Genomic DNA, 23,879 nt, shown 5'->3' with positions numbered 1-23,879 from the left:
AAGCGCCCCGTAGGGCGCTCTTTCTTATTACTGTTGGATGATCACAGGCCGTATTGCTTGCGCGCGATTTCTCCGAGTCCAGCTGCATCCAAGCTCTTCAATGGCGCGAGAAAAGTAACCTGAATTACACCTGGGTCGCGTCCAATCTCAATGGCTCCGTTCACTGTCGCCCGATTACGCACTTCAGCAACGGTCATGCCAAGAAGCTTTGATGCACGCTCCAAACCGTTGACGATAGCGGCATTCATATTCTGTGCCGTTCCGATCACAGAAATCGGCGCCACTTCCTCAGTTCTTTCCACGCCCCATTGTTGTGCCAATTTGGACGCTTTCTGCTTTTCTTCCTCGGTGAATGGGTGGGCCAGAGGAGGCAAGTCTTCCAGCAGTGGAAATAATACGGGTCCGTCATTGTTGTATTTTTTCAGTACTTCAACCTGAAGCGTCACACTTCCTGCAACATCCATAGTGTGACCAGCGATTTCTCCATCGCCCTGCGACGCATGCATGTCGCCCATATAGACGCCAGCGCCCTTAACTTTTACAGGACAAACTAGAACCGCACCCGCACGAACAGCGTCGATATCCATGTGACCATCAGTCTTATGCTCAAGAAGCTGTTCCGGCGTAAGCGCGTAACTGTGAGGAGCTCCGACAAGGAAGGAACCGAAATCACCTGCATTGTGCGAGTCTGGCATCGCTATGGATGGAGTTGTGCCTAGCTGACCCAAGAACGGCCGCATTCGAACGATGGCGCCAACAAGGTCAGCAGGAGCATAATTCAAGATTGAGTGCTGCACAGAGTTGTCTGGCAACGAGGCATAGTAATCAGCATTTTCGGCAATCTTACGCGCTGCATCCTGCGGCAGCGTTACACCTACTGACTGCGTATCATCGAAAACAACCGTATAACCGTGCTCCATGGTGAACGGCTTTATGGCCTCTCCACACTTGTTACATCGGACGGAATCCTGCCCCACGCCTTCGATGTGTGTTTCAGGCCAGACTTCGTCACAGGTGGGGCATCGGGCTGCCACGAAGGGGTCGCCCAAACAAAACTGGTTGGAAACGGTGTCATGACCTGAAGCTGTCGCTAGCGACGTGACAGATATGTCTCGAATACGAATAACTACGCCATCACCGATCTCAGCTCCATCGATGAAAACGGGCTTGGTCACCTCATGACCACCACGCAACTGTGGAGTTATCATTGGCCCCCAACAGCCGGGAGCAGTATTCGATATGATTGTGCCGCCGTTTTGCAATGGCCCGAGCATTGGCTCATTCGGGTCCAAAACGCTATTAGTGAATCCATCAACCACAATACTGCGCTTAGCGCCAGAAAAGTTGCCATCCGCCATAACAGTCTCCCTTTATTCTATTCTGACTGTAGCTTTCACAAATGTTTTTTCTACCCAATTTTATGCGTCTTTACGCCGCCCTCACAAACGTCGTCGCCCTGCGCTGAACAGGGTCCCGGTCTTCCACCTTCATTAAGAAGCCCTCCGCGAACAGCGCCTTGGTGATCATCCCGACACGCTTCTTGTCTGTCTCTTCGTCGACGTCCAGCTGCAACGCATACGCAACGGCACGCCCTACCCAATCCTTTGCCTGTGGCGCCGGCTTATACATACCGCCGTTCACAACGCCCCGGATTGCGTCGCGTTCATCCTCGGTCAGTGTTTCCGCTACTTCCTCACTTGTTGGCCATGCCCAAGACGTCACGACCGGCGCATGATCTTGAGGCTTGGTCAGCCCTTGCCCGTTCCCCAGCGCGACACTTTCCAGCTTGCGCCAGTCAGCTTTGTGCGACAGTGCGGACAAGTTTGATTTGCCATAGACCACACTGAAATATGAAAACCGCGCTTCGTGTGTAAGGCCAGCCTCACTGGCCTGCGCTTCCGACATACGGTTAAGCACGCGCACAGAGCGGGCCGCACCGATAAGCGAAACTGCGCCGCGGGCATCTTCAACGGTTGCTTCACGGTCACTCACCTTACGCAGATGATGCACAATGTCGATCGAGCAGTTCGTGCGATCCGCGACCTGCGCCCAAAGCTTGGCCACCTTGTCGATTGCGCCGTTGTCGTTTTCATTGACCTGGTGCGTCGACACGAACGGGTCAACAATCATCACGTCTATACCAAGCTCCGAAATCGTTTCAACAACAGCTTCAACGACGGGCTCCTGAATCCGCACGCCTTTCTTGTCGTCGATCGCAATGACCAATTCCTGTTCGCGTCCTGTGTCTAGGAACAGATGCCCATCGATATCAGCTGGCTTCAGATTGAAATGAATGCACGCTGCCATGATGCGGCGCTCAAGCTCGTCGCGCGGATCTTCGGCATTGAACAACCAGACCTTCAGACGCTTCGGTGGTTTCGTTCCATTGAGCGCTTTACCCGACGCCATGGCGAGTGCTTCGACGATGCTGTTCGCAGTTTTGCCTAGACCACCCGGCGCAACTGTCACCGAAACATACTTGCGGATGAAGTGCTTACCGAATGCAAACTCGCGCCGTGGCAGTGTCGCCGGGTCTTTCCAAACAAACGGCGTGGCGATGATTGCTCGTTTTATTGCAGTAGTTTGTTCTGGTTCGTTGAAAGATGAATTGAAGTCCGCAACTGGCTCAGCGACAACGTCTGTGCGCGCCTCAGCTTTGGCCAGTCCATTGGCAATCATACGGCTGATATCGACCAGACGCGTGTTGTCGTTGTCGTTCTGTGGCACACTGCGCGGGCTGCGAGCACCAGCAGCAAGGCCGTTGTCGATCGTCTTAACGCAGCGCGGCCAATCACGACCCCAGCCTCGCGCCACGTCTTGCAGCAGGGCGCGCGCTTCGGATTCAGCCAGAGCGCCTGCCCCGACGAACGTACCCAAACGAAATGCGGCGTCGTTCAGCCGGTTGTTGCGGTTGCCCATCGGTTCAAGCGCAAGATCGTCCAGCTCAGATTGAACTGCGCGCTCGACATAACGGTCATTGATCTTGCCACTGACAGACGGTGCTGCTGTGTATGTGCTCTCGTATGAGCGTGGCAACACAAGCTCGAGCAACCAGTCTGGCGCGTCGACCGGCTCCTGCTCAGATATCCAACGGTAAGGCAGGCCAACCTCCGGCACGCTCCCGGACGCAATGACATAACCGCCGTCACCGCGCACGTCGACGCCGGCGCCAAGTGCGCCGCGGTTACGAACGCCCTGACGATGACGAAAGAAGTAGTGACGGCCACCACTCGTGGTTTCTGCGGTCAGTGTTGCAGGCAGCGCGCCGTGTGCGGCCTCCAGCGCTGCAAGTGTTTCGTCACCGCCGTGTTTCGGATCGATATCAAGAACCCATGCACCAATCGGCGCACCTGTCGGCACCCCGATCATAGCGGATGGATTGCGGCGCCAGTATTCGCGAACAATGCGCTCGTTTAGCGTTGCTCCACGGAACCCGTTTGATGTCAGAGGCGTTTTAGTAGCAAGGATCTCGATGCATCCATCCTGATCCACGTATTCTTCGTCGCAGTGGCGACACGGAAACACGGGCCAGTTTTGCGCCTGATACGAAAGCGCAACGTCGAGCATTGGGTCGGTATCTGCAATTGCAGGCTGCGTCTGTAAATGGTGCATGTGAACTCCTGAAGGAGGAAATTATGGCTGATAATGGTTATGCAGCACGACACGAGGCCGACGGCAGCTGGTCAGTGATCGATGTGTTCAAAGGAGAGCCCATCACCTTCAAAGGCCATCTTCAGACAAACCTGTCCGAAGAAGAGGCCAATGAAGCGATTGTTCAACTCTGTCGAAAATACATGGAACGGCATCACGAAGGCGGAGACGGTCGACTGCCTTAAGCGGCGTTGGATCTTCTGAAACGCGCAGAATTGTGATATTCTGCATGAATAATCCTTGGAGCGCTGCCATGGCTGAAACTCGCTATGATATGAAGCAGATGCCAGACGGAACGTGGGCAGTGATTGATATCTTCACCGGCCTCGCAGTAAAGGTAAACGAGACATACATCACCGACCTCGATATTCAGGAGGCCGATGACATGGTCGATTTGCTGAACAGCCTCTATGCCGATAGACGCAAGGGGCCGTTGCAGTGATTGTCATTGGCGGCCACTAACTCGGTTTCGAGATACGCTTCGATGAAGGCTTGCGCGGCGGGCGCAACGATTGCATTGCCGTAACCGCGCAGGCGTCCCACTCGGGCGGCAGACCCATGAGCCAGCGGGAATGTGCCGGGTTCAACTGGCCGCCACTTTCCATCCCGGCCGTGGAGCCAGTCAGCATCTGCCCAGAGGCCGTTAGTCGGGCCGGGCCCGCCATTGCTGCTGCGTGGTTCAGCGTGACGTTCTTTGTTTTGAAATTCGATGATGGATGGCGCAATGCGTCCGTAGTTGTCGTTGTCGGCCAACCTGCCAAGTTCGCTTGCCTCGGCAGCTGATCGAACCTCTCCGTCCCGTCCGCTCTCGGTTTGATGTCCGCTGCGCTGTCCTTCCAATCCCGAGCCGATGCTGTTGACCAGCCCGTTAACTGGCAAATTTGGTTCAACGAAACGGTCGCCTTCGATCCGTCTGAACGTCGGCCCGTTGGGCTGCAATCTTTGGCAATCTGCCCGCCGTCCCCGTTCGATTTTGTTGGAGTCGGGTATCCGCTCAGCCACCCACCAGAGCCGCTGTCGGATGTGCGGCGCACCGAAGCCCGCAGCGCAGGTATCGACCGCCCCGCTGGCGTAGCCCGATCCTTCCAGGTCAGCTTGTACAAGGTCGAGCCAGCCGAGTCCGTCCTTGCTCGCAACTTGCTCGCCAAAGACGACTGGAGGTCTGCACTGCGAAATAAGCCAGCGGAAGTGCGGCCATAGGTGCCGCTCGTCATCAAACCCATCTCCTTTGCCTGCCGCGCTGAAAGGTTGGCAGGGACAAGAACCTGTCCAGACAGGACGGTTGTCGGGCCACCCTGCTCGGCGCAATGCGTAGGACCAAACGCCGATCCCTGCAAAGAAGTGACATTGTGTGTATCCGACGAGGTCGGCAGGTCGAATATCGACAATTGAACGCTCATCAACATCTCCCGGGGCTATGTGTCCTGCCTTGATTAGCTCCCGCAGCCAAGCGGCAGCTTTTGGATCGAATTCGTTGTAGTAGGCGGTCAAAACGGCGCCTCCTTCAAAGCTTCCCGCATCCCGCGCCCGCAAGCCTCCCACGCTGTTTTCACCAGCATGCGCGCTTCGAGTTCGTCGCACTCTGCAAGGTCTGTTTTGCCTATGGACTGCAAAAACTCCCCAACTGCCTCAACACCGGTATCAAGCGCGCGCAGTTCGAAAGGGTCGAGCCTGCGGCGCGATCGGATATGCTCGGCAATATCTGCGCATTCCTTGCATAGCCAGCGGATCGGTTCTTTGCCCTCCTGCACGCCGAGTCCCACGGCGTGGCGGAAGCAGACGTGGCAGATGTCCGTCATGCTTCCCTCCGCGAATACCAATGAGTTTTGTTCGGCGACACAATGGAAAAGGAATGCTGGCACAGACGTTCCATGAGGCGACTACCAAGGTCACTGGCGCGCTCCACAATACATGTTTCGTCGGATGGAAAACGTGGATAGTTTATAAACCCGACGCGAATTCCTGCCTCTTCGCCACCCGTGTAGATGTAATTGACCGGCTCAACGGTGACGCAGCTCCCTACGTCCATGCACCACTCGCGGCACGCCTGCTTGGCTTGCTCAAGATCGCCGCCAATGTAGATAGAAACAATCACTGTGGGTTTTTCCTTGATCGTGATCATGCCGTGCACTCCCCTTCGTCGCGCTGGCATAGCGCGTCTTCGTCGTCCAAAATCCAGTCGCCTTGGCGCTCCATGAACCGGCGCAGCTCAGCTTTGGAAAATCTCTTTGAGAAAGTTGAATTGTCAGCAGGGCGACCTTTCTGTGTTTCCAGCTTGCCAATTCGCGCCTCAGCAGCTTCCCACCACGCATGGCGATCCGGAAAATCTCTCGCGAGAACGGCCTGAGAACGTTCGGATTTCAGGAAGCAACCATCGCAATTACCAAGCCAGCAATTGCCACGCACGTTCGGCAATTGAAGATCGAAAGGCTGAGACTTCCAGAAATCACCAACAATTTGCCGCGTCACACCAGCTGCAGCCAAAGGGTGCCAGTTTACCCAGCGGTCTTTAACCACTTTGGGGTTGCCGTCTTTGTCAAAAAGTCGCTGTTGTTCGTCGGCACGGATGCCTACAGCCGCTGTCCAGCGATCCCATCCTATTGAACGGAGATAACGCTTGGCAGTTCTGATTTTTAGTTCTTGGGTGCAGAACCGGGATTGTTGGTTGGGTAAATATTGTTTCTTGTCTATGAGCGCGTCGAATGGCTCACCGTTACGGCTCGCCCCTTGAAAACCAACTTCCTCAAAGAATGGCTTCTGCGCTCGGTATTCCGTCCATACGATGAGAACACCCCAACGCTGACCGCACTCGCGAACAAAATCCAACGTTTGCTCCATCTCACGCCCGGTGTTCTGAAACATCACCTTTACGCGATCCTCTGGAATACCTCCATTGGCTTCTAGGATGGAATGCAGCATATAGGCAGATGTACGGCCGCCACTGAACGATATTTGTACATTACCTTCGGGTAGCTGATAGAGGCCGCGTCGAGGCGCGTCCATTTGCAAAAATCCAGGACTTGCAAGGACGCAGCCGAAAGGCCCGCTGGGTAGCGGTGCATGCATTCATTCTCTCCTCGTGTGTGGTAACCCGCCAGTTGGTGGCTGGCGGGGTGTGTGATAGGGTTGCCAAAAGCGGAGGCAATCCTAATGACTACGCAATATAAGACAGCTGATGAATTAAGCCGGATGATTCAAGAAGCCGTTGATCCTATGGGGGAGTGGACAACGATACGTGTCTTCCCCTTAGGAGAAGGCAAGTGGGATGCAACTTTCACCAATAACGCCCTTAGCAATGAAGTCAGCTCTAACGTTATAGCCGCAAAAGACCGCCTCCGACTGCTGTATGATATTGCCGGATAGCTCGGGAAACCAGTCGCTGTAGGCGGCGACGTTCATCCGTCCATCTGCGGCAGAATTATAACCGCAATCGCAGATATATTCTTCGCCGATGTAAAGGCCGACACCTACGTCAACGCATTCGGCCTCGGCGGTGCCTCCGCATTCTGGGCACTTCATGAATTGGTCGCCGTAGTTGCTCATATTGCCACCAAACCATTTGACCGTAGCCATGACAGGACTCGAGATGCGGGAAAGTGCCATAAACGCGCGCCGTCAGACTTGACCTGCAAAAGATAACCACGTGGGAATTTTGGCGGTAGTTTAAACCCTTGCGGAGTTACAAGCGTGACTTTAGCGTCTGCCTCAGGTCTGCCGAACTCGCGGCACGCCTCCATAGCGCCGAGGCAAGAACGCGCCATTTCATCGGGGCTCACCTCGCCACCCTCTCTTCCCTTACAGTAAAACCCGGCACCTGATGCATACCGGCGCGGACTGTTTCTTCTGCCATTGCTTGCACGACAGCTTTGAAACGCTCCGGCGCCCGGCCATATGCCCAGTCAAGCGCGACGCCTTCATCGACAAGATCACAATGCCAGACCGAGCGAAGGCCTGTGCCAGTCGTTGCCGCCTTGTCTTCGCGCTTCGCCCAGCGGTCAGCCTGCTTCGCTTCATTGACCATTTCTTCGGCCTGCTCGCGCGCTTCCAGATTGCCCTTACTCGCCTGCATGGCTTCCTGCGCCTCGCGGATTACGCGGTCGGCTTCCTCACGCGCCGCACGTGCCGCAGCTTCCTTTTCAGCGGCGACCTTATTGCGCCATGGCGTCAGCAGCCCTTGCAGCACTTCCTTGCCGAGCACGACTTTGCCCTTGCCGGACGTCTTGGTGTTGCCAATCAGCTTGTTGTAGCGCGTCTGGATCTCAGCTTTGGCGTCGTCGTGTGGCTTCGCTTCGTCCTTACGAACCTCATCGGCGCGCTTTCCCGCATCATGTAACTTATCATGCAGCTCGGTCACAGCGTCGGCCAAAGCTTGATTGTCGATGGCTTCGCCGTCCGCAAACAGTTTAGCTTCTCCGTACAGGTCTTCGATTTCCTGCTTGATCTCTTCATATGCGGAGGTCGGCGGGTTGTTGTCCCCCATGCCTCTTGCGTTGTATGGGTCGTAGTTATCCGCGTCGATATTCTTCATGCTTTCTACTCGTGTGGTTGGCTGGTGAGGCCGGGTGATGCTTATTGTGGTGGGGTCGTCAGTCGGTGCAACAGATAATTTGCAACAAATTTACGACACTCAAAATTGCGGCAAGTACATTTATAATCATACCAAAACTATGGGATTATGTACTTATCGGTACTTGTTGCTTTACTAAACCAATACTGCTAAACGGTCCTCGTCCTGGGAGGATAAGACCGCCTGCGCGCGCTTCGGCGCTGCCGGGCGGTTTTCCATTTTTAGGGCCATGCAAACTTTGCATAACTGATGTGCGACATTGCCCATTGTAATCATCATACCAGTTACCTATTTTGGGGATGTTCAGTCTCACTCCTCCTCCCAGAGGCTGAACTCGAAGCGTGGCCCTCCTCCTCCCAATAGCCGCGCTTTCCAGATCAGCCCGTTGCACACTCCTCCTCCCAGTGCAGCGGGCGTTCTTGTTTTTGGGGCTAGAACGGAATAGTATCGTCAATCTCTGCCATCCAGTCTGGAACATTGTAGTTCGCAGCCTCCGGAACGTTGTCGTTATCGGCTATGGTCCCAGCCCGAACGTCCTTCACATTCCAGTATTTGCCGTTCGGCACGACGCTAATTTCGTCGGTGGTGAGCAGTTCGCGCTGACGTTCAAGCCATTCCATGACCGTCTTGGGAAACGGACGCTGACCTCCATGCTGCGTCCACCATCTATGCGCCTTGGTTTGTGCGAAACCATTATGCTGCGGGCAAAGCCATTCATTGATCTGCGTATAGCCTGCGATGTAACTGCATTTGACCGATGGCGGCTTGTCGCCCTTGCGTTCGTGAAAATGAAACGTCCTGCCCGTTACCTTGCGCCATTCTGCTTCGGCGGTGCTGACAATCGGCATATCGGCGGCCTGCCGTGTAAGCTTCTCATCCTCATTCGGTGGGAAGTCATAGCCGCAGCATGGGCACTTCATCAGCGAGATATGTACCTTCTCACCGCAACCCACCGCTCCGTTTTCGTCCGGCACTGCTGGGCAGATCTTGATTGGCGGCTCGCCATTGCCAGCGCTTGGCGCTTTCGGCTCGACCATGTCGACAGGTCCATGCCGATCGACGAGTTTCGCGAAATCCAGAATGAGGCAATTCTTCTTGGGGCCTGCTGCGATAGCTGATAGACGCTCCTCAACCGTATCCAGCGGCGCACCTGCTCTATAAAGCGGGCGAGTGCCACGGCCAGCCATTTGGACATATAAACTCAAAGACAAAGTCGGGCGCATAAATGCAATTAAATCAACACCCTTATGATTGAATCCTGTTGTAAGAACTGAATTGTTCGTAACGCACTGGATGCGGTATGCTTTGAAGTCCTCAAGGATGCGGCGGCGTTCTTCCTTCGGTGTATCGCCTGTTACGGCTTCGCACGTAATGCCGCGGGATCTGAACACGTCACGCACGTCCATGGCAGCTTTCACGCCGGCACAGAAGCAAAGCCACGAACGACGATCGGCACCCTTAGCAATGATCTCAGAAACTACCGCGTCATTAAGGTCAGTACGATTGATTGCTTCTTCCAGTGCTCGCTGCTTGTAGTCGCCCCCAAGCCGCCCGACGCCTTTGACGTCATATTCTGTAGCCGTTGGCTTGCTCGTCAGCGGTGCAAGGAAGCCGTCGCGGATACCATCAGCAACGCCGTAGGTGTAGACGATCTGATCAAACAGACGATCTGCGCCCTCATCCAAACGACCGCTGTCGAGACGGTAAGGCGTGGCAGTCAGGCCGAGGATTTTCATGTCCGGATTGATCTCGAGCAGAGCATCGATGAACTTGCGATACATCGTGTTGCTTTTGATCGGAATCAGGTGGCACTCGTCGACCATAAGGACGTCGACATGTCCGATTTGCTGAGCCTTATTGTGAACCGTCTGAATGCCTGCAAACACAATCTGACTGCGCGCGTCACGACGGCCAAGACCAGCCGAATAGATACCTGCAGGCGCAAATGGCCATACGCCCAGCAATTCCAGATAATTCTGCTCTATAAGCTCTGCGACGTGCGTAACGACCATCACGCGCATATCAGGCCAGCCTTCAACGAGCCGCTGAATCAAAGACGCCATAACCAACGACTTGCCGCAGCCCGTCGCAAGATCAACAAGCGGATTGCCTGCCTCCTCTTGCCAATAGTCGAAAACGGCGTCTATTGCTTCTGACTGGTATGCGCGTAGCTGGAGCATTATGCTGCCTTTTCAATGCTTTCGTTAGGTTTGTTGTCGTTCGCAGCTGTAAAACGGGCGTCATATTGTTGAATTGCCCATTGGATGGCGTAGCAGCACCAAGTGAAATGATAGCTGTAGTCGTCGACCCGGTGTTCCCAGAAATCTTGAAACGAATTCTCTGATACTGGGCAGGTCCAATCCATGGCAGACTGAATGGCATCTTGAGCGTTGCTGCTGCGGTCAGTTAGACCATCACAATCATCGGTTATCGCATCCCATGCCTTTGCCCGGTCGTCTTCGCTTTCAAAGTACCAACCTTCAAAATCGCTCTTCAGAGCTTCAACGAACAGATCTTCACTATATGACGTGTGACCGCCGTGTTTCTCATGGGCTGTAAGCTTTTCAGACCAGTACCCAAGGTTGATATGTTCACCGCGAAAAAACTCAAACATATCTGGAAGTCGCGAGAACATGAACGAACCCATATCGCCAGATATCGCCAAGTAGCCGGGCCATGTTGTGATGTGAAACTTATATACTGACGAACCATCGTTGGAGAATGTCAGGTGTCTATGCGTGCCGCTGTTACAGCGAACCTCCATTTTGTGGCTGGCGATATTCTCTAGAAACGTCTCCTTGGTGGGCTTTTTCATCAAGCTGCCTCCGCGATATTCTCAATTGCTATGATTTCTTCAGCATCACGATTCCACATGGTCCCATCAGTTGGATCGATGACATTGAAATAGGTGACGCTCGGTTCGTCTTTCACTTTCCAGAACCAGGCTTCTGCAACGATGCCGATGAATGCTTGCTTGTCGCCAACCTTACGGACACTGACGGTCTGACCGACTAGCTCATGATTGATTTTTACGCTCACGCCGCCTTCCTCCCCTCGCCATCCACCCAAACCTCCCCGTTTTTCATGCGATACGTGATCGTCTCAGCATCCTCATCGACGTCGATCTGTTCACCATTAACCATGCCCGGTAGATACAAATGCGCCGGGCAACTGTCGCGCTGTTCGTCGATCGACAATGGCTTTGCCCATCGTGCGCATGAGATATGGCAATCGCCGCCGCTCTCAGGCTGAGCATGAAGGCAGGTGCGGCAGTTCACTCGCGGCTGTGCATCGTTGTGACAGACCGCTTTATGCTTGCAGAACATGCATCCAAAGAACTCCGGGTTTTCACTAATCCTGCTCGGCGGCGTGTCCGAAAACACGATCCGTTCGCAGCGCGCTACCAGCCGAAGGCAGAATTCCAGATCGTATTCGATGCGCTCGGAATAAAGGCTGTCGCTGTCTTTGCATGAGACGAGATAAAGACAGCGGCTCAAACCGAAGGCATGCATTCCAAGCTGGCACTGCGCATAGTGCAACGGCTTTGCTTTCTGACAGCCGTCCTTAATAATCAGTGCGAAACCTTTGGCATTGCTCGATTTAAACTCAAGCAGGTGTTCAGTCTTAGACGCCTCCGGCACATTCATTGCCTTACCGTCGCACTTTCCGCGCACGAAGCCAGATACGAGCCGGATCTTGTCTTGCTGCCCGTACACGTCGACACCGATGCGCTCGAGATCTGCGACGAGCCGATCTTCTTCGATGTTACCCGTTTCAAACAAGCGCAGCTGACGGCCGCTATGCACCTCGTGGGCCGAAGCCCACCTGAAGGCATACCAAAGCGCCCTGTCGCATTCCGTACCAGCCTCGCCCACGCTGATGCCCCACGAGTCCCAGGATTTCGCCTGAGCCTCGTAAGCGGCATAAATCGCGCCGACGGTTGTGGACTGTGGTTTGGGGAGCGCAACCATTAAGCCGAACCGGTTTCTAACTGAGCCACCCAACCTTGAGCCGCATCGATCGTGGAGAACGCGCCAGAGCAGATGCGCGAACGCATCCCCTCCGAGGTCACGTATGTTTCAATGACGCGAAATGGCCTGTCTGCATCAGGAGTGACCTGCTTGAATATCGCAAAGGTGATTTTCATCACCACACCTACACGCGCATCGGCATAATTACGCACCTGTACCCCGGCCTGCTCGCCGACGTGATCAGCGCAGGCGAACCGGAGTCCGCCATCGACATTGTGATTTCATCTGCGCCAAACGCTGCCATGAGGTCGGTGACATACTGACCATTGAAACCGATCGTCAGCGGCTCGCTGCTGAAGTTGACTTCCATCTCCTCAGTTGCGTCGCCGCGATCTGGATTAGCAACATTGAGCGTCAGAGCATCAGACGCAAATGAGAAGCGAACCGCCTTACCACGCTCGGTGGCGATAACTGACGTGCGGCCGACGGCTTCGCGCAGTGCTTTCGCCGACAGCGTAGCGACACGCTCTGATGGTTTTGGGATAACGCGCTCGTAATCCGGATATGTGCCGTCGACGAGCTTCGACACGATGACGGTCGAACCGCTTTCGACCATCACCTTGTTTGACGACAGCGAAACTGACACGACTCCGGTCGGCAGCAATGACAGCAACTTGTTCGGCAGAATAACGGGAGCAAACGTGGAGTCCTGCTCGATGCGTGTCGATGCTAGGCGATGACCGTCTGTAGCCGTGGCAATGATATGGCCGTCCTTCGCTTCCAGAAAGACGCCGTTCAGGTAATAGCGGGTTTCTTCGGTGCTTACAGCGAACTGCACGTCCTGCACGAGTGATGCGAGATCCACTTCGATCGTGGTGTCGAAGCTTCCGTGATTGAAGGACGGGAAGTCAGCAGCTGGCAGCGTATCCAGCTTGAAGCGGCTCCTGCCAGATTTAACGACCAGATGATTGTCGTCTGCTTCTAAATTAATGTCACTTGTGGCGCGCTTGGCAATATCCAGAAGCAGCTTGCCCGCAACTGTGACTGTCCCGTCCTGACTGTCCAGAACCGGCAAGCTGGTGCTGATTTCCAGATCAAGATTGGTGCCGGTGATGCTCAGCTGTCCTTTGTCCGCGGACAAAAGCACGTTGCCAAGAATGGGAATTGTCGTTCTGGCCTCAACTGCCTTTGTCACGGTCGACAAGGCGTGCGACAGCTGCGCTCGGTCAAGCGTTACCCGCATGGGTTTCTCCTCGTGTTGGTGGTGTTAGGCGCGGCTGGTGACCGCGCCGTGGTTGGGTCTTAGGCCGCTAGAGGCCAGCCGTCTTCATCAAGCTCAGGCGGAACAAATTCGATGCCATTGAGATCGGCAAGGTGTTCCAGCAGTGCTTCTGCATTGCCCGGCATGTTATCGTTGGCCGGTTGCACCCATGGTTCACTTTCCGCATCGTCCACAGTCAGCGCCTCAATAGCCGCCTCAATGGTGAAAGGCTTGTCCTCGTTACCCAACACAACCTTGTCACCATACGCGCCGCCGATCTGGTCTTTGAGATCTTCCCAAGTTTCAATTTTCACACCCCGAACGGCCAAGGCAACTTTCATAATGTCGCCTTTGCCTATCGTGTAGCCTCGCTGTTGGTATTTCAGGACGCGGGTAGCTGACGCGAGTGGATAGCGTGTGCCAGCATTGAATTTCAGAAAGCGCTGGCTGTTGTGCTTCAGAAAGTCTGGATGAAAGGCAAACCCGGAGTCAGGGCTATTGGCGCCAGCGTCCAGATCAACCGCACCCATGCAAACGGTAAAATCAAAGGCGTCAAAAATAGACTGGGCGCTTGGGAAGAAGTCAAAATACATCAGCTGAGCAATATTGTTGCTCCGATCGGTAAAGGTCACGGCGCGCTTACTGGCAGCCACGCACCAAAGGCCCTCCTCATATGCATCATAAACAGCTCGCTCAAATGCGCGGCGAGATTTGAAATACAAATCGACGTCATTGATGTCAGTACCGGTGAACACGCTCGTTACTGCGCCACCAGCAACAAACGCACCGTCAAAGCGTATTGGAAGCGCAGCATCGATCTGTCTGCGCTCAGATTCGTAAGCCATTCAAAACTCCTCGTGTTGGTTCGGTAAGCTACCGGCGCGCAAGCACAGGCAGCTGTTTCTGTTCCGGCCTTTACTTAGACCAAGGACGGCTTCCCGCAGCTTTTGCAGGCTGCGCAGGCTTGTTGTTGTTTGCCGCTGCCGGACGGTTGTCGTTTGCTGGGCGCTGCGCTGCCGCCGCAGGCTGCTGAGCGTCAATACTCGGCTCAGGCACGTTGTTTTCGTCAGGGAAGAAGTATTTCTTGATCTCGGCACGCGCCGGATACTGGCCGTCCTTTGAAGGCTTGCCGAGGGCCACTCGCACCGTGAACGACTTAAAGAGCAGGTCGTCGGTGTCTTCTACCGAGGACATTTCGAGCGCGCGGCAAAGGCTGGCGAACTGTCGCTGGCCGATCTCCTGCGCCTGCGGGTTCTTGTTCTCGATGTTGTAGTTGTTGAACAGCTTTCGATCAGCATATTCAACAGGCTCGAGCACCTTCATTGTGGTTTTCAGAATGGTGCCGCTGCCAGTCGAAGTCGGCACCACGTCGGCCGCTTCGATTTCCATCTTGTATGTACCGTTAGGCAGCTCGGAGTAATCCGACTGCGTCGTGTCGTGTTGGGTGGCGTCAAACGCCGTTCCAAGTCTCGCCATGTCTTAGTTCCTCGTGTTGGTGGTGTGGTTAGTCGTAATCGCGGGGATAAAGCTCATTATAGAGCTCATCGTAGGCTTCATCCTCTCCTACGCATTCATCTTGTGTGTCCCAATCTTGTGCTTCGAACGCATTGAGGATTGGCCGGTAAATCTTCTTTCGATCATCCTTGTCAGCGACAACCGGCTTTACAGCTTTGATGATCTCGCTGAACGTTGAACTCCCTGACGACCAGCCCATCAAGCAGCGTCACTTGTGGCGCCATAGAAGTATTTTGAAAGATCGTCGAACCCGCTTCCCTTTCGGTATGGGATCGACGCTGGCATGTTCATGCGGTTCTTTGCCAGGAACCCTGCACGCTCGTCTGTGTAGATTACGCGTTCCGCTCCGGACATACCTTCGGCCTTAGCTTCCTTCTTTCCAAAGCCCTTATCGACCTGCTTCACCGACGCACGCTTGTTCATGAAGAGAAGAGCATCACTCTTTTCCATGATGATATCCGCTGCGCGCTTCTGAAGTTTAGGGCGGTAGCGGTCGTAGGAATCAACCATCGGGTCATTAAACGACTTGGCCTCGCTGTGCAGGATCTGCACGACATGGATGTCTTTGCGGGCTAACGCTTTGATTGCGGAAATGTACTCCTGCCAATCATTGTCAGCTTCAAGGTAGCCTTTGCCAAAAGCTGTCGGCGATCCCTTATCGTTACTGTCGATGTTATCCCAACCCATTCGGCCGCATGTGTATCTCCAAACCAGTTTTTCCAGAGCATCCAGACTGTCGATAATGACCGTTTTAAACTCGTGCTCTTCGGTAACGAGTTGCCCGATGACATCAAGCAGGTCATCGAATGACTCGATCTGCTCGCCCACCATATCAACGTCGGTCGGCGGTTCCTCGCCCTCAGTATAGAGATAAATCGGGTCAGGAAATTCAGCTGCTAGGCTGGTCTTTCCAATACCGCCGGTGCCATAAAGAGCGATAATGGGAGGGTGCGTTCTCTTCGTCGATTTGAGGCTTGATAGGCTGATAGCCATAATTAACTCCTCGTGTGCTTTGGTCGGTGGTGGTGTGGCGGAGCGAACCCCGCCGAGTTTGCTTATCGCAGCTGCAGCATCGGCACGGAGCCGCCCGGCAACATCGTGGTTGGCAACTGGCCATTCCATTTTTCAGCCTGTGTCAAAGCCACAAGGCCGGGATTGTCGCGAAGTGCATCGCCGCGTGCCTTGATCGAAGTGGCTTCTGCATCACCCTTAATCCGGATCGCTTCTGCTTCTGCATTAGCTTTGGCACGTACCGCGTCAGCATTGGCCTTTGCCTGCGTGACTGTAATTTCTGCCTGTACCTTTTCACGTTCTGCGTTCTGGCGAAGCTTCTGCACCTCTACCTCGGCAAGCATACGTTGCTCGATGCTGGCCTCGTAAGCATCTGAGAAGTCGATATTCTCAATCTGCACACTATCGATGATAACGGGGCCTTTAACCGAACTCTGAATCGCAGAAGCGACTTCAAGATTTAGGCGTGAGCGGTCCTGAATAGCGGCTACTGCGGTGAACTGACCGAACACGGTTTTAAGGTCTTCATTCACTCGTCGGTCGACAAGCCGAGACAAGAGACCATCCTCGCCGCCATAGGTGCTGTAAACTTCAGTCACTTGATCAGCAGGGATGCGGTAATTTACAGACAGGGACAGCACCGCAGATTGCTGATCCTTAGAATAGGCGGGCACTTCTGTGTAAAGCTGCGCTCGTGATTGGACAGAGATTTTAACGACTTCCTCAATCCAAGGCGTTTTAAAACCAAGACCGAGCTGTGAAGACCCAACAACTGCGCCGTTGCGCAGCAAAACGCCTCGTTCACCTTGGTCGATTGTGTACCAAGATCCGAAAACAACGGTGATAGTGACTAGAAGGGCCACAAAGCCCGCAAATAGTGCCGCGATGCCTCGCATTATTTTCTCCTCGTATTTTTTGGTGGTGTGGTGGTTTTGATTACGATCTGCGCAACCCCGTGGGCGATGATTGCGCAAACGACGATGCCGCCGATAAGAGCTAAGGCGTTCATAGGATTTTCAGCCCTATAATAACGACCAGCAGGATTAGCGAGCCGATCAGCCAGACTGGCGCCGATGTGGCCAGCGTGGGAAACCGTGGGTAGGTCATTGGCCACCCCACAAATAAAGCAGTCCGTAGAACGGCAGCACTGCATTCCAGAAAATGAAGCCTGCCACGATCAGCAAGAACCCAAGGGTAAAGCCCGTCAGAGCTAGGGAGCGCGCGATCTTACCGGTGCCATTACCGGCTGGCGTGACAGCGTTCACAACAGCACCCATGAGTAAAAGCCGATGGCCAGCGCTAAAGCCGCGACAACTGCCAGCCCCATGACGAAGCGGTCACCGAGACCTAGCGTTGTTTCGCTGGACAAGATGCGGTCGTCTTCGACGACGGAGTCTTTGAAGGGCGGCGTCATTCGGCACCGTCCTTATGAAATCTAAGCATAATACCTCCTCATTCCCCGCCGCGATGCAGCGGGGCTGGTCGGTTTATCGGTGGGATTTACTGGTTAGGCGGCGATGCGCGAGTACGGCTCGTCGTGCGCGATCCAGTGTTCGATGGCATCCTTTGCCGCCTTCAATCCGAGACCCGTCACAGATCGCAGCTCTTTGATCGCTGAAATCTTCTCGCCCTTAGCAGCGAACCGTTGCCAGACGTGTTTGTAGGATGGCGCCGGTTCACTCACCTTCTGAGTGAGCACATACACGCCGAATTCCTGGCTCTTGTGGACACCGGCTAGTCGCGCGGCTTCCTTTGCGGCAAACGTTTCATTTGCATGTACATGAGGCGCTGTTGACGGCTTTGGTTGGCCGTTTTCAATCAGCGCAACGATGGCGGGTTTTGCAATAGGTGCGACCGTGAATTTAAGGTTCCGTAGAATGAACGGGAGCGGTGCAGCTGCTTTGACAGGCTCGTCGACCCATTCGGCGATGAGGTCGTGATGCGACTCGTAAGTCCTCCACTGCCTGCCGTCATCATAATATGAATCGTTTACTTCAGGCGCTCCCCAATACAAGCCCTCCGACCTTACTGGCCCAACCTTACGGCCGTCACGCGTGCGATAGTATTTGCCTGCTTCGATTTTGAAAGGGGCGAGTTGGATTCGCTTCCAAGGGTCGATAGCCAGTTGGTTAATCACCCCAGCGGTTTCATGGTGTAAATCAAAGCTTACCACTTTTCCGCTCGAACTTGTCACATAGCCAATGTCACCGACGCGCGTCCCCTGTCGAAATAGATCGGCTTTGATCACGCGCACCCGATCACCGACCTTAAATGTCTGCGCCTTCGCAGCTACAGGCAGAGTTTCAAATTCATTTGACGTCAAGTAAAACTCGTCGCCAACGTCATCGATGACCCAAACATCACCATCATCGACGGTTTTCACCTCGTAAAGCTCGCCTGCGCGAACGTCGATCTGTGTTACTAGGCTTCTAACCTTATCTCCAACTTTCAGTTTACCCATCAAGCTACTCCTCGTGTTTTGGTGTTTTTGGTAAGTTTCACGCCCTTGGTGAAATCGACCGGAATGACATTGTCTTCTTCAGTTCCGACCTCAGAGCCGCCACCGCCGTTGCCATCATTGGCCTGTGGTTCGACTTCGAAGCGCGAAACTTCGATCGTCCCAAGCCCGGTGCCTGGTATCCAGAACCGCACCGTGAGGAACATGCAGCCGTCACGGTCGCCGATGATGATGCCCTTCCAGCCCGTAAGCTTGTGGGTCACAATTGAGCCGGGCAGATCCCAGCAGTCGCCACATTCACAAGTCACGCTGCACCCCGCTTCGTTCTGCTGAACGACACAGGTGCGTTCGAAACGTACCTGCCGTCTTTAAGGATAGCAGTGTCGCGGGCATGCAGCTTCTGCGCGGGTGTTCGATAAGGCTTGCGGTTCGTCGTGTCCCGCTCACCAGTCCGCGTGAATTTGGTTTGGTAAGCCTTGTACGGCTCACGCAAGTTATGGGATTTCATTAATATTCCTCCTGTCAGGAGGTTGATCTGTGGCCGGTCAAGAATACGTGGGTCTGTAATTCCGACACGGCCAACGTGGCTCAGGCTGCGATTGCGCCCGGCTGTTTGTGCTCTGAATGATGCTCGAAGTTGTCGTTCGCGGCTTCCAGCGCACGGATGCGTGGCATTGCGATATAACTGACGCAGTGATTGGCCGTGGACCATCCACCGTTCGAAACACACCGCACAACGATGCGGTCTGCAGTAGATTTAGGAATTGGTCGACGCAGAATTGACGCTACGGTCGATCTGGGCAGGCTAAGCGCGTTTCCGATCTCGGTCGGGTTGGCGCCCACCTCGTGCATGCGATGCACTTCTTCTATGGTTTCATAATCTTTCATGCTCTCCTCGTGCGTGGTGTTGGTTGACAAATGGGCTTGGTGAAGCCATCTGTTGTCCTGCGCGGGGTGGTACTCGCGAAGGAAACCAGCGTGTAGAAGTGGCGCAAGCCCTCCTCGTGTAAGCGCTGGGATTACGAGGCGGAGCGAGCAGCGGGTGGTGCCGGCTCATAAACTCCGCCTTTAAAGTTTTCGACATATAGTAATGCCGAAAGCGCCACTGACCCTATTCAGGTCAGCAGCGTCCCTATTGATCCTACGGCGGCACTTCAATGAGAGCCGGTTCGCTTCTGTCGGCGGTATTGGTCATTTGCTCTCTCCTCAGTTTCAATTGCGCGTCAGCGCGGCTTCTATCTATTGAGTGCCGATATCCTTGGGAGGATGTTCTCTGGCATCATGAGGTAGGCCCTCCTTCGAACTGCCCAGCGTCTTTTGCGCCGGTTGATGACACCTATATCTGACAGATTCGCATCCATGTCAACATGTGGTGACATTTTCGCACGTTACATTTTCACAACAATATGCGAAAAGCACATCATGGACAAAGATTTCGCGCAGCGCCTTCGTTCGGCGCGTGACCTTAAAGGAATGAGTCAGGCTGACCTTGCGGCTCTTATTGGGCGCGACAAGTCGTCGATTAGTCTTTTGGAAGGCGGGAAACGCGGCGCGAGCGTTGAGTTTGTCGCCCGTTTGGCTCGCGCGCTGGATTTGAATGAAGATTGGCTTGCCTTTGGTAATGGCGAGATGGCCGCGACATCAGCTAAGCCTATTGCTGATACGTTCACACCGGCACCCATCCCCGGCGATCAGCTTGTAAGCCAAGAACGCGGCCTGCCTGTTTACGCCGCAGCGAAGGGCGGCGATGGACACGTCATCATCACCTTTGATCCAATCAGCTATATGAAAATGCCCGCAGTCCTGCAGGGCGTTAAGGGTGGTTACGGCCTTCTATTGTCCGGGGAATCGATGGTTCCTGCCTATCGTCCGGGCGAAACAGCTCTCGTGAATCCTAATTTGCCGCCAGTTCGCGATGAAGATGTAATTCTTTATCACACAAGCGCAATGGACGAGAACGAAGCTATCATTAAGCGACTTGTTGGCTTCAATGACCGAGAATGGATGCTGGAACAGTACAACCCGCATAAAGAATTCAAGGAATTTCGCGCGGATTGGCCCGTCTGTCATCGCGTCGTTGGCAAGTACAACACCCGTTAAACACTAGCCATTAACTACAGCCTCAAGCGCGCTAGCAGGTACACGGCCGATAGCTGCGATGATCTGCGTCTCATTATTCCATCGATATAAAGCAAGGACGGCCGGCTTTTCGCACGACAAGCGATGAGCCAGCCTCAGCGCGTGATCTTCCGTATCAACCTGGATCGGAGCGTCGGGAATCACACCCCACCTGCACGCAGTAAATCCTTGCACGACAAACAGCGGATCCATGACACCTCACACCCTTAACACTGTAATTATGATTCCATCATAATGAGAACATTTCAAGAACATTATTCATACTTGGTTAACTCTGTGAATTTCGTTGATGTGTTTTTGTCATCGATCATGTTGACATTTGGTGACTGATAAGCATATAAAGGTGACAGAACAGCACGAAGACAGCCTCACCAGCTTGATCTGCTGAACCCACCAAACACGAGGAGTATCAATTATGACGTCAGTTTCACCGAGAAGAAGAAGATCGCCAGCACCTCGCAAGAACGAAGTAATCGGTGGCGGATTCTTTGTATTCCGCCGCGGCAAACTAACCGGCCGCGTTAGTGTTGCCACTAGCCTACCATATGAACACGGATCGTTTGAGCAAGCACTGGCGGAGGCAGCGCGCCTCGCCAAGCTCTGCCCGGGCGAAACCTTTGAAGTTTTCCAAACAAGCGGCGCTATTGCTACATCTAACCATGATGTCTTTCTCGCCGAACTCCGCGAGGCCGGTGCCAGCGTTGAGGCTGTCACGAGCGGAGACCCCGAGCTGGCGGAGGCTGCGTGATGAACCGCGCCCTACTGGAAATGCTCGCAGATATGGAACCCGATCTGCACGCAGACGCAGCACGTGCAGGCAGCGATGAGCCGATGCGGCGCCCTGATTACGGTGCAAAGAAGCACGCTCGCCCCATGCCTTGGATACGATACGCAGCGCGCGAAGCTGTCGAGATGACGGTTGTCATTGGGTTCTTTGTGACCATCGGCGCAGTGGGTCTCGGCGTCACATGATTTACCGCGAAAGATAGCGACGGGGCGGAGCGCCCCTTGATTTCCCAATCATCGACGATCCGCGCGTTTTCACGCCACGGGTCGTCACGCTTACCAAAACCACACGAGGAGCACTTATTCATGTCTAACAGACACACGCACATCCTTACCGCAGACGAGTTCATTGCGCAGGGCACCACAGCAGCAGCAATCCTTTCGATCGCACGTTGGTACCGCGTGAGCGACCCGGCAACTGCCGCAACAATCAAAGACATTGCATATGAAGTGTCGCGCGAAACGGGCGAGAAGATCCGTATGCGCCGTGTGCGCCCGGCCAACGACAATCGCCGTCCTTTCAAGCGGAGGGCGGCGTGATGAATACACCTGTCCCAGATAGACGCGGCAACAGTATCGACACTGCCTTCCTCAATGCGTTGCGGCTAGGCCCGCAGCGCATAGGCCGGGCTTCCCTTGGAAGTGCTGGAGTCCCCATGCCCGTTGCTCGCCGTCTGGCGGCAACAGGTCGGGCTGTCGTCGTTGGTGATGAGGTGCGTTATGTTGATGAAGGTCACACGCAGCCAATCTAGAATATAACGGTCGCCAAGCCCTGAAAGGCGGGGAGTGATGGTCACGCTGCTAGCGATGCATCTAAACCATTCAGATATTCAATCAGTTCTTCAGCGTCTCGCTTTTTAAGCGAACAACAGAATTGGCCGTTCAGAGATACCGGCTGATTGGTGACTGTTTCCCTTACTTCCCATAGTCCATTTTGTTGCTCGGAGAGGTAGTAAAAATTATGAACCGTGCTGTTGAAAACCGACATCTCGATATCCTTGCGAAGGGAACTTGCCGCAACAACGTGGGTCGGAATTATTGGTTCCCGACCTTTGCGAGTAATTTCACGATCAGTCAGATACCCCTGCACGAAAGGTGGTGAGTGATGACATCACAACATTCAAATGATAATATCGCATTCACTCCAGAAACGTTGGCATTAAGGTGGCAATGCAGTCCGCAGCACATACGAGACTTGGTCAATAAGAACCGACTGCCGTCATTTCGTGTCGGCAGGCTTTATCGCGTCCCTTATGAAGCTGTATTGGAATACGAATGCCCCACGATATCCGACAAAAACTGTTCCGCGGAAAATGGTACGCCGTTTGGTATGACGGCAAATCAACCCAACGCCGCAGCCTCCGCACCTCTGATAGTGATGAGGCCGAACGTCGCCTAGCAGACTTCAAACGAGACTTTGCAGCGCCGCCGGGATCTCTCGTCGGCGACATAGTCGCTGCATACATCGATGCAAAGGATGGGAAAATCGCCGATCCTGGTCGACTTCGTTATGCTTGGAAACAAGCTGAAGAACACTTCGCACATCTCAGGCCCGATCAAATCACCGAAGATATTTGTTCGGAATACGCGCAAGCTCGCTATTTGGCAGGTCGAAAAGAGGCGACTGTCCTCAAAGAAATAAACGTCATTAGGCAAGCCTTGAATTGGCGCGGCGTTAGCGGCGCGCGGTTCGAAGCTCCTTCGGCTCCGCCTCCCCGAGACAGGTATCTCACCAAGCCTGAATTTAAGCAGTTGTTAGCTGGCTGCGCTTCGCCTCACATGCATCTGTTCTGCGTGTTGGCTCTTACGACCGCTGCTCGCAAGACGGCCATTCTACAGCTTACATGGGATCGCGTGGATTTTGATCGTAAGCTGATCAAGCTTGGAATTGTTGGCGACAAGAATCGCAAAGGCCGTGCAGTGGTCCCTATGACGGATATCTCACTTGAAGCGTTACAAACTGCCTACAAGGCAAGGCAGTCGCCATATGTCGTGGAATATGGCGGTGAACGTGTACTGGATATTAAAAAAGGATTCGCCGGCGCTGTGCATCGAGCTGGTTTGAAAGATGTCGTGCCTCACGACTTGCGGCATAGTGCGGCCGTATGGATGGCCGAGGCTGGTGTATCAATGGACGAAATTGCGCAGTACTTGGGTCATTCATCCACGGCGGTGACATTCAAGGTGTATGCACGCTTCTCGCCAGACTATTTACGTAAAGCGGCATCAGCGTTAGACTTCTGAATCAGACAGTGACCAGTCGTTCACTTGCACCTAAAAAGATGAACTTTACGAGAACATATAGGATATTTTGAGTGCAATTCATCAGAAAATATCGTTTAAAATCAATACTTTGAGATTGGTGCCCTGCCCTCCGAAGGCAGAGGTCACTGGGTAAGCGGGGCATATCCGTTGGCGGTGCCATTTTGGCAGGCAGTCGCGTATAATCGCAATCTATCATAATCTGGTCTGCGGCAGAAGACTGCTTCCAATTGCATTTTGAAGAAGGCTCGGATGACT

At 54.1% G+C, this 23,879-nt stretch carries 34 protein-coding genes and 1 pseudogene; 9 read left to right on the top strand and 26 right to left on the bottom strand.

What is annotated here, in order from left to right; translation table 11 throughout:
• Positions 1–41: 41 nt before the first annotated feature.
• Together ACOZHT_RS11100 and ACOZHT_RS11095 are read right to left on the bottom strand one after the other, a co-directional pair.
• Entirely contained in the window at positions 42–1,358 is a 1,317-nt protein-coding gene (locus ACOZHT_RS11100; RefSeq protein WP_421565733.1) for an acetamidase/formamidase family protein, read from the bottom strand.
• Positions 1,359–1,428: 70 nt separating this feature from the next.
• Entirely contained in the window at positions 1,429–3,612 is a 2,184-nt protein-coding gene (locus tag ACOZHT_RS11095; RefSeq protein WP_421565732.1) for a bifunctional DNA primase/polymerase, read from the bottom strand.
• A 23-nt stretch (positions 3,613–3,635) separates the two neighbouring features.
• On the opposite strand from ACOZHT_RS11095, the gene ACOZHT_RS11090 reads away from it, so the two are divergent.
• Both ACOZHT_RS11090 and ACOZHT_RS11085 read left to right on the top strand, forming a co-directional pair.
• On the top strand, positions 3,636–3,836 hold the full coding sequence (locus ACOZHT_RS11090; RefSeq protein ID WP_339508632.1) for a hypothetical protein: 201 nt from the start codon (positions 3,636–3,638) through the stop codon (positions 3,834–3,836).
• A 68-nt stretch (positions 3,837–3,904) separates the two neighbouring features.
• Positions 3,905–4,093 (top strand): hypothetical protein, encoded by a 189-nt coding sequence (locus tag ACOZHT_RS11085; RefSeq protein ID WP_339508630.1) that lies wholly within the window; start codon positions 3,905–3,907, stop codon positions 4,091–4,093.
• Here the strand turns inward: ACOZHT_RS11085 and ACOZHT_RS11080 are convergent.
• The 23 genes from ACOZHT_RS11080 to ACOZHT_RS10970 all read right to left on the bottom strand — a co-directional run bounded on the left by ACOZHT_RS11080 (position 4,060) and on the right by ACOZHT_RS10970 (position 19,322).
• A complete protein-coding gene (locus tag ACOZHT_RS11080; RefSeq protein ID WP_421565731.1) occupies positions 4,060–5,142 on the bottom strand; it encodes a DNA cytosine methyltransferase in 1,083 nt (360 codons plus the stop codon). The genes ACOZHT_RS11085 and ACOZHT_RS11080 overlap by 34 nt on opposite strands.
• The gene (locus ACOZHT_RS11075; RefSeq protein WP_421565730.1) at positions 5,139–5,450 is read right to left on the bottom strand and encodes a DUF6511 domain-containing protein; all 312 of its coding nucleotides are present in this window, start codon (positions 5,448–5,450) and stop codon (positions 5,139–5,141) included. The genes ACOZHT_RS11080 and ACOZHT_RS11075 overlap by 4 nt, the downstream gene beginning before the upstream one ends.
• Positions 5,447–5,773, bottom strand: coding sequence for a hypothetical protein (locus ACOZHT_RS11070; RefSeq protein ID WP_421565729.1), 327 nt, complete (start codon positions 5,771–5,773; stop codon positions 5,447–5,449). The genes ACOZHT_RS11075 and ACOZHT_RS11070 overlap by 4 nt, the downstream gene beginning before the upstream one ends.
• Entirely contained in the window at positions 5,770–6,717 is a 948-nt protein-coding gene (locus ACOZHT_RS11065; protein ID WP_421565728.1) for a phosphoadenosine phosphosulfate reductase family protein, read from the bottom strand. The genes ACOZHT_RS11070 and ACOZHT_RS11065 overlap by 4 nt, the downstream gene beginning before the upstream one ends.
• Positions 6,718–6,897: 180 nt before the next feature.
• Positions 6,898–7,254, bottom strand: a complete 357-nt coding sequence (locus ACOZHT_RS11060) for a hypothetical protein (RefSeq protein ID WP_421565727.1) — start codon at positions 7,252–7,254, stop codon at positions 6,898–6,900.
• A gap of 169 nt (positions 7,255–7,423) precedes the next feature.
• On the bottom strand, positions 7,424–8,179 hold the full coding sequence (locus tag ACOZHT_RS11055; protein ID WP_421565726.1) for a hypothetical protein: 756 nt from the start codon (positions 8,177–8,179) through the stop codon (positions 7,424–7,426).
• Positions 8,180–8,649: 470 nt separating this feature from the next.
• The gene (locus tag ACOZHT_RS11050) at positions 8,650–10,398 is read right to left on the bottom strand and encodes a DEAD/DEAH box helicase (protein WP_421565725.1); all 1,749 of its coding nucleotides are present in this window, start codon (positions 10,396–10,398) and stop codon (positions 8,650–8,652) included.
• Positions 10,398–11,033 (bottom strand): hypothetical protein, encoded by a 636-nt coding sequence (locus ACOZHT_RS11045; protein WP_421565724.1) that lies wholly within the window; start codon positions 11,031–11,033, stop codon positions 10,398–10,400. Before ACOZHT_RS11045 ends, ACOZHT_RS11050 begins: the two co-directional genes overlap by 1 nt.
• On the bottom strand, positions 11,033–11,257 hold the full coding sequence (locus tag ACOZHT_RS11040; RefSeq protein ID WP_421565723.1) for a hypothetical protein: 225 nt from the start codon (positions 11,255–11,257) through the stop codon (positions 11,033–11,035). Before ACOZHT_RS11040 ends, ACOZHT_RS11045 begins: the two co-directional genes overlap by 1 nt.
• On the bottom strand, positions 11,254–12,189 hold the full coding sequence (locus ACOZHT_RS11035; protein ID WP_421565722.1) for an oxidoreductase: 936 nt from the start codon (positions 12,187–12,189) through the stop codon (positions 11,254–11,256). The genes ACOZHT_RS11040 and ACOZHT_RS11035 overlap by 4 nt, the downstream gene beginning before the upstream one ends.
• A complete protein-coding gene (locus tag ACOZHT_RS11030; protein WP_421565721.1) occupies positions 12,189–12,401 on the bottom strand; it encodes a hypothetical protein in 213 nt (70 codons plus the stop codon). The genes ACOZHT_RS11035 and ACOZHT_RS11030 overlap by 1 nt, the downstream gene beginning before the upstream one ends.
• The gene (gene dnaN, locus ACOZHT_RS11025; RefSeq protein WP_421565720.1) at positions 12,374–13,432 is read right to left on the bottom strand and encodes a DNA polymerase III subunit beta; all 1,059 of its coding nucleotides are present in this window, start codon (positions 13,430–13,432) and stop codon (positions 12,374–12,376) included. Before dnaN ends, ACOZHT_RS11030 begins: the two co-directional genes overlap by 28 nt.
• Before the next feature lie 59 nt (positions 13,433–13,491).
• Positions 13,492–14,295 carry a hypothetical protein gene (locus ACOZHT_RS11020; RefSeq protein ID WP_421565719.1) on the bottom strand — a complete coding sequence of 268 codons (804 nt, stop codon included), beginning with the start codon at positions 14,293–14,295 and terminating at the stop codon, positions 13,492–13,494.
• Positions 14,296–14,365: 70 nt separating this feature from the next.
• Positions 14,366–14,926: a DUF669 domain-containing protein gene (locus ACOZHT_RS11015; RefSeq protein WP_421565718.1), complete on the bottom strand. Its 561-nt coding sequence runs from the start codon at positions 14,924–14,926 to the stop codon at positions 14,366–14,368.
• Between the two features lie 28 nt (positions 14,927–14,954).
• Positions 14,955–15,167, bottom strand: coding sequence for a hypothetical protein (locus ACOZHT_RS11010; protein WP_421565717.1), 213 nt, complete (start codon positions 15,165–15,167; stop codon positions 14,955–14,957).
• Positions 15,164–16,087, bottom strand: a complete 924-nt coding sequence (locus tag ACOZHT_RS11005) for an ATP-binding protein (RefSeq protein WP_421565716.1) — start codon at positions 16,085–16,087, stop codon at positions 15,164–15,166. The genes ACOZHT_RS11010 and ACOZHT_RS11005 overlap by 4 nt, the downstream gene beginning before the upstream one ends.
• Positions 16,021–16,872, bottom strand: coding sequence for an SPFH domain-containing protein (locus ACOZHT_RS11000; protein WP_421565715.1), 852 nt, complete (start codon positions 16,870–16,872; stop codon positions 16,021–16,023). The genes ACOZHT_RS11005 and ACOZHT_RS11000 overlap by 67 nt, the downstream gene beginning before the upstream one ends.
• Before the next feature lie 207 nt (positions 16,873–17,079).
• Positions 17,080–17,253 (bottom strand): hypothetical protein, encoded by a 174-nt coding sequence (locus ACOZHT_RS10995; protein WP_339508608.1) that lies wholly within the window; start codon positions 17,251–17,253, stop codon positions 17,080–17,082.
• The gene (locus tag ACOZHT_RS10990; protein WP_421565714.1) at positions 17,238–17,390 is read right to left on the bottom strand and encodes a hypothetical protein; all 153 of its coding nucleotides are present in this window, start codon (positions 17,388–17,390) and stop codon (positions 17,238–17,240) included. The genes ACOZHT_RS10995 and ACOZHT_RS10990 overlap by 16 nt, the downstream gene beginning before the upstream one ends.
• Before the next feature lie 93 nt (positions 17,391–17,483).
• Positions 17,484–18,437 carry a ribosomal protein L7/L12 gene (locus tag ACOZHT_RS10985; RefSeq protein WP_421565713.1) on the bottom strand — a complete coding sequence of 318 codons (954 nt, stop codon included), beginning with the start codon at positions 18,435–18,437 and terminating at the stop codon, positions 17,484–17,486.
• Complete coding sequence (locus ACOZHT_RS10980; protein ID WP_421565712.1) at positions 18,437–18,742, bottom strand: hypothetical protein; 306 nt, start codon at positions 18,740–18,742, stop codon at positions 18,437–18,439. Before ACOZHT_RS10980 ends, ACOZHT_RS10985 begins: the two co-directional genes overlap by 1 nt.
• Entirely contained in the window at positions 18,739–18,942 is a 204-nt protein-coding gene (locus tag ACOZHT_RS10975) for a hypothetical protein (RefSeq protein WP_421565711.1), read from the bottom strand. The genes ACOZHT_RS10980 and ACOZHT_RS10975 overlap by 4 nt, the downstream gene beginning before the upstream one ends.
• 80 nt (positions 18,943–19,022) lie before the next feature.
• Positions 19,023–19,322 carry a hypothetical protein gene (locus ACOZHT_RS10970; protein WP_207441647.1) on the bottom strand — a complete coding sequence of 100 codons (300 nt, stop codon included), beginning with the start codon at positions 19,320–19,322 and terminating at the stop codon, positions 19,023–19,025.
• A gap of 534 nt (positions 19,323–19,856) precedes the next feature.
• On the opposite strand from ACOZHT_RS10970, the gene ACOZHT_RS10965 reads away from it, so the two are divergent.
• The 5 genes from ACOZHT_RS10965 (at position 19,857) to ACOZHT_RS10945 (ending at position 22,111) form a co-directional block, all read left to right on the top strand.
• Positions 19,857–20,534: an XRE family transcriptional regulator gene (locus tag ACOZHT_RS10965; protein ID WP_310010252.1), complete on the top strand. Its 678-nt coding sequence runs from the start codon at positions 19,857–19,859 to the stop codon at positions 20,532–20,534.
• A gap of 454 nt (positions 20,535–20,988) precedes the next feature.
• On the top strand, positions 20,989–21,321 hold the full coding sequence (locus ACOZHT_RS10960; RefSeq protein WP_421565710.1) for a hypothetical protein: 333 nt from the start codon (positions 20,989–20,991) through the stop codon (positions 21,319–21,321).
• Entirely contained in the window at positions 21,321–21,545 is a 225-nt protein-coding gene (locus tag ACOZHT_RS10955; RefSeq protein WP_421565709.1) for a hypothetical protein, read from the top strand. Before ACOZHT_RS10960 ends, ACOZHT_RS10955 begins: the two co-directional genes overlap by 1 nt.
• 120 nt (positions 21,546–21,665) lie before the next feature.
• Positions 21,666–21,899, top strand: a complete 234-nt coding sequence (locus tag ACOZHT_RS10950) for a hypothetical protein (RefSeq protein WP_421565708.1) — start codon at positions 21,666–21,668, stop codon at positions 21,897–21,899.
• Positions 21,899–22,111, top strand: coding sequence for a hypothetical protein (locus tag ACOZHT_RS10945; protein ID WP_421565707.1), 213 nt, complete (start codon positions 21,899–21,901; stop codon positions 22,109–22,111). The genes ACOZHT_RS10950 and ACOZHT_RS10945 overlap by 1 nt, the downstream gene beginning before the upstream one ends.
• A gap of 41 nt (positions 22,112–22,152) precedes the next feature.
• Here the strand turns inward: ACOZHT_RS10945 and ACOZHT_RS10940 are convergent, their stop codons facing one another.
• Positions 22,153–22,347 carry a hypothetical protein gene (locus ACOZHT_RS10940; protein WP_339508585.1) on the bottom strand — a complete coding sequence of 65 codons (195 nt, stop codon included), beginning with the start codon at positions 22,345–22,347 and terminating at the stop codon, positions 22,153–22,155.
• 117 nt (positions 22,348–22,464) lie between these two features.
• On the opposite strand from ACOZHT_RS10940, the pseudogene ACOZHT_RS10935 reads away from it, so the two are divergent.
• Positions 22,465–22,620, top strand: a pseudogene (locus ACOZHT_RS10935) (excisionase family DNA-binding protein); the annotation flags it as partial.
• Between the two features lie 14 nt (positions 22,621–22,634).
• Positions 22,635–23,603, top strand: a complete 969-nt coding sequence (locus ACOZHT_RS10930) for a tyrosine-type recombinase/integrase (protein WP_421565706.1) — start codon at positions 22,635–22,637, stop codon at positions 23,601–23,603.
• Positions 23,604–23,879 lie beyond the last annotated feature (276 nt).

This window comes from Ochrobactrum sp. EDr1-4, assembly GCF_049199085.1.
GTDB lineage: Bacteria > Pseudomonadota > Alphaproteobacteria > Rhizobiales > Rhizobiaceae > Brucella.
Note: the sequence above shows the minus strand (reverse complement) of the source record. Positions and strands in the feature narration are given on the sequence as shown.

What these genes read in the sequence shown, in the direction of transcription:
- ACOZHT_RS11100 (WP_421565733.1), bottom strand. Translation starts at nt 1,358, where the DNA reads ATGGCGGATGGCAACTTTTCTGGCGCTAAGCGCAGTATTGTGGTTGAT.
- ACOZHT_RS11095 (WP_421565732.1), bottom strand. Translation starts at nt 3,612, where the DNA reads ATGCACCATTTACAGACGCAGCCTGCAATTGCAGATACCGACCCAATG.
- ACOZHT_RS11090 (WP_339508632.1), top strand. Translation starts at nt 3,636, where the DNA reads ATGGCTGATAATGGTTATGCAGCACGACACGAGGCCGACGGCAGCTGG.
- ACOZHT_RS11085 (WP_339508630.1), top strand. Translation starts at nt 3,905, where the DNA reads ATGGCTGAAACTCGCTATGATATGAAGCAGATGCCAGACGGAACGTGG.
- ACOZHT_RS11075 (WP_421565730.1), bottom strand. Translation starts at nt 5,450, where the DNA reads ATGACGGACATCTGCCACGTCTGCTTCCGCCACGCCGTGGGACTCGGC.
- ACOZHT_RS11070 (WP_421565729.1), bottom strand. Translation starts at nt 5,773, where the DNA reads ATGATCACGATCAAGGAAAAACCCACAGTGATTGTTTCTATCTACATT.
- ACOZHT_RS11065 (WP_421565728.1), bottom strand. Translation starts at nt 6,717, where the DNA reads ATGCATGCACCGCTACCCAGCGGGCCTTTCGGCTGCGTCCTTGCAAGT.
- ACOZHT_RS11060 (WP_421565727.1), bottom strand. Translation starts at nt 7,254, where the DNA reads ATGGCACTTTCCCGCATCTCGAGTCCTGTCATGGCTACGGTCAAATGG.
- ACOZHT_RS11055 (WP_421565726.1), bottom strand. Translation starts at nt 8,179, where the DNA reads ATGAAGAATATCGACGCGGATAACTACGACCCATACAACGCAAGAGGC.
- ACOZHT_RS11050 (WP_421565725.1), bottom strand. Translation starts at nt 10,398, where the DNA reads ATGCTCCAGCTACGCGCATACCAGTCAGAAGCAATAGACGCCGTTTTC.
- ACOZHT_RS11045 (WP_421565724.1), bottom strand. Translation starts at nt 11,033, where the DNA reads ATGAAAAAGCCCACCAAGGAGACGTTTCTAGAGAATATCGCCAGCCAC.
- ACOZHT_RS11035 (WP_421565722.1), bottom strand. Translation starts at nt 12,189, where the DNA reads ATGGTTGCGCTCCCCAAACCACAGTCCACAACCGTCGGCGCGATTTAT.
- dnaN (WP_421565720.1), bottom strand. Translation starts at nt 13,432, where the DNA reads ATGCGGGTAACGCTTGACCGAGCGCAGCTGTCGCACGCCTTGTCGACC.
- ACOZHT_RS11020 (WP_421565719.1), bottom strand. Translation starts at nt 14,295, where the DNA reads ATGGCTTACGAATCTGAGCGCAGACAGATCGATGCTGCGCTTCCAATA.
- ACOZHT_RS11015 (WP_421565718.1), bottom strand. Translation starts at nt 14,926, where the DNA reads ATGGCGAGACTTGGAACGGCGTTTGACGCCACCCAACACGACACGACG.
- ACOZHT_RS11005 (WP_421565716.1), bottom strand. Translation starts at nt 16,087, where the DNA reads ATGGAATGGCCAGTTGCCAACCACGATGTTGCCGGGCGGCTCCGTGCC.
- ACOZHT_RS11000 (WP_421565715.1), bottom strand. Translation starts at nt 16,872, where the DNA reads ATGCGAGGCATCGCGGCACTATTTGCGGGCTTTGTGGCCCTTCTAGTC.
- ACOZHT_RS10995 (WP_339508608.1), bottom strand. Translation starts at nt 17,253, where the DNA reads ATGGGTGCTGTTGTGAACGCTGTCACGCCAGCCGGTAATGGCACCGGT.
- ACOZHT_RS10990 (WP_421565714.1), bottom strand. Translation starts at nt 17,390, where the DNA reads ATGACGCCGCCCTTCAAAGACTCCGTCGTCGAAGACGACCGCATCTTG.
- ACOZHT_RS10985 (WP_421565713.1), bottom strand. Translation starts at nt 18,437, where the DNA reads ATGGGTAAACTGAAAGTTGGAGATAAGGTTAGAAGCCTAGTAACACAG.
- ACOZHT_RS10975 (WP_421565711.1), bottom strand. Translation starts at nt 18,942, where the DNA reads ATGAAATCCCATAACTTGCGTGAGCCGTACAAGGCTTACCAAACCAAA.
- ACOZHT_RS10970 (WP_207441647.1), bottom strand. Translation starts at nt 19,322, where the DNA reads ATGAAAGATTATGAAACCATAGAAGAAGTGCATCGCATGCACGAGGTG.
- ACOZHT_RS10965 (WP_310010252.1), top strand. Translation starts at nt 19,857, where the DNA reads ATGGACAAAGATTTCGCGCAGCGCCTTCGTTCGGCGCGTGACCTTAAA.
- ACOZHT_RS10960 (WP_421565710.1), top strand. Translation starts at nt 20,989, where the DNA reads ATGACGTCAGTTTCACCGAGAAGAAGAAGATCGCCAGCACCTCGCAAG.
- ACOZHT_RS10955 (WP_421565709.1), top strand. Translation starts at nt 21,321, where the DNA reads ATGAACCGCGCCCTACTGGAAATGCTCGCAGATATGGAACCCGATCTG.
- ACOZHT_RS10950 (WP_421565708.1), top strand. Translation starts at nt 21,666, where the DNA reads ATGTCTAACAGACACACGCACATCCTTACCGCAGACGAGTTCATTGCG.
- ACOZHT_RS10945 (WP_421565707.1), top strand. Translation starts at nt 21,899, where the DNA reads ATGAATACACCTGTCCCAGATAGACGCGGCAACAGTATCGACACTGCC.
- ACOZHT_RS10940 (WP_339508585.1), bottom strand. Translation starts at nt 22,347, where the DNA reads ATGTCGGTTTTCAACAGCACGGTTCATAATTTTTACTACCTCTCCGAG.
- ACOZHT_RS10930 (WP_421565706.1), top strand. Translation starts at nt 22,635, where the DNA reads ATGCCCCACGATATCCGACAAAAACTGTTCCGCGGAAAATGGTACGCC.